This is a genomic window from Micromonospora sp. WMMD737 (assembly GCF_049179055.1).
Classification (GTDB): Bacteria; Actinomycetota; Actinomycetes; order Mycobacteriales; family Micromonosporaceae; genus Micromonospora; species Micromonospora reichwaldensis.
The window spans coordinates 1-2003 of the sequence record NZ_JBMHMH010000046.1; the positions used below are offsets into that span (position 1 = coordinate 1).

General features: G+C 70.9%; 3 protein-coding genes. All 3 read left to right on the forward strand.

What is annotated here, in order from left to right:
* A partial coding sequence (locus ACN27A_RS34415) for a cutinase family protein (protein WP_421459192.1) occupies window positions 1–498 on the forward strand: 498 nt, incomplete at its 5' end.
* Between the two features lie 46 nt (window positions 499–544).
* On the forward strand, window positions 545–1213 hold the full coding sequence (locus ACN27A_RS34420; RefSeq protein ID WP_421459194.1) for a cutinase family protein: 669 nt from the start codon (window positions 545–547) through the stop codon (window positions 1211–1213).
* Window positions 1214–1254: 41 nt separating this feature from the next.
* The gene (locus tag ACN27A_RS34425) at window positions 1255–1917 is read left to right on the forward strand and encodes a cutinase family protein (protein WP_421459197.1); all 663 of its coding nucleotides are present in this window, start codon (window positions 1255–1257) and stop codon (window positions 1915–1917) included.
* Window positions 1918–2003: the final 86 nt, after the last annotated feature.

Here is a 2003-nt window from a genome sequence, read left to right on the forward strand (position 1 = left end):
GGCCTGGGCCGGGTCGGCGGGGCTTTCGTCGACTCGCTGCGCGGCAAGGTCGGCGGCCGGTCCGTCAACGCCTACGCGGTCAACTACCCGGCCAGCTTCGACTTCCTGCAGGCCGCCGGCGGGGCCAACGACGCCAGCAGGCAGGTCCAGTTCATGATGGCCAACTGCCCGGGCACCCGGCTGGTGCTCGGCGGCTACTCCCAGGGCGCCGCGGTCATCGACGTCATCGCCGCGGTGCCGTTCCCCGCGGTGGGCTTCAACAACCCGCTGCCCCCGAACGCCCCGGACTTCATCGCCGCGATCGCGGTGTTCGGCAACCCGACGGCGAAGGTGGGCCTGCCGCTGACCGTCAGCCCCATCTGGGGTTCACGCTCGATCGATCTGTGCAACGCCGGCGACCCGATCTGCTCGGACGGCGACAGCATCCCGGCCCACAGCAACTACGTCAACACAGGGCTGACCAACCAGGCGGCGTCGTTCGTCGCCGCCCGGGTGTGAGGGCTCGCCGGGTCGGTCACCGCACAGCCATGCGTTACCGTATCTTGTGCTTTCCGACCGATTCGGCCGCCGCGTCCTGGCGGCAGCCGCCGCCGCGGTAGCCCCGCTGGCGGCCACAATCTTCACGCCCGCCGGGACGGCCTCCGCGCAGGGTTGCCCCGACGTCCAGGTGGTGTTCGCCCGCGGCACCAGCGAGCCGCCCGGCATCGGCCGGGTGGGCCAGGCGCTCGCCGACTCGTTGCGCGCCCAGCTCGGCGGCCGGTCGGTCGGCACCTACGGCGTCAACTACGCCGCGACCTACGACTTCCTCAAGTCCGCCGACGGGGCCAACGACGCCGCCAACCACATCGCCGCGATGGCCCAGCAGTGCCCCGGAACCCGCATCGTGCTCGGCGGCTACTCGCAGGGCGCCGCGGTGGTCGACATGCTCGCCGGGGTCCCGCCGCTGGGCAACCGCATCGGCGACCTCGGGTCCGCCCCACCGCTGGCCGGCAGTCTGAACGGAAACGTCGCCGCCGTCGCGGTCTTCGGCAATCCCTCGACCAAGTTCGGAAACCCGGTGTCGGCGGCCGGGTCCTTCGCCGGCAAAGCGATCGACCTGTGCGCCGACGGCGATCCGATCTGCTCGAACGGTCGCAACCCGTTCGCCCACACCCGCTACGAGACCCCGGAGTTCATCGGCCCGGCCGCAGGGTTCGCCGCGGGGCGCATCTGACCACCTACCCGGGTTTCGGCTCCGCCGTTAGTATCGGGCAGGTGAGCGCTTCGCTGACCCGGCGGTGCCGGGCGCTGTTCCTGGCTGTCGCCATGCTGCTGCCGGCTGCCGCGGTGTTCGCCCCGGCCGCGTCGGCCCAAGCGTGCCCGCAGGCCGAGCTGATCTTCGCCCGCGGCCGCGTCGAACCACCGGGCGCCGGGCAGATCGGCAACGCGCTGATCAGCGCGTTGCGCCAGAAGACCGGGATGGACATCGACCTGTATTCGGTGAACTACCCCGCCGACTCCGAGATCGACATCGGCGCCAACGACATGAGCCAACGCATCCAGTACATGGTCGCCAACTGCCCCGCCACCCGGCTGGTGCTCGGCGGCTACTCGTTGGGCGCGGCCGTCACCGACGTCGTCGTCGCGGTACCGATCGCCGGGTTCGGGTTCAAGCACCCGCTGCCGCCGGGCGCCGACCAGCACATCGCCGCGGTGGCGCTGTTCGGTAACGGCAGCCAGTGGGTCGGCCCGATCGCGAGTTTCACCAACCCCGCTCTCGGCGAACGGATCATCGAGCTGTGCCACGGCGACGATCCGATCTGCAACCCGACCTCCCCGGAGAACTGGGAGGACTACTGGCCCGCTCATCTGGCCCCGGCCTACATCAACGCCGGCATGGTCAACCAGGCTGCCGACTTCGTCGCCGGCCGGCTCTGAGACGGCTCAACCGACCTCGTCGGCCGACCGCAGGTCCCGTGTCACCAGGTTGCGTTCGATCAGCTGGTCGTCGGGCGGATAGTCCA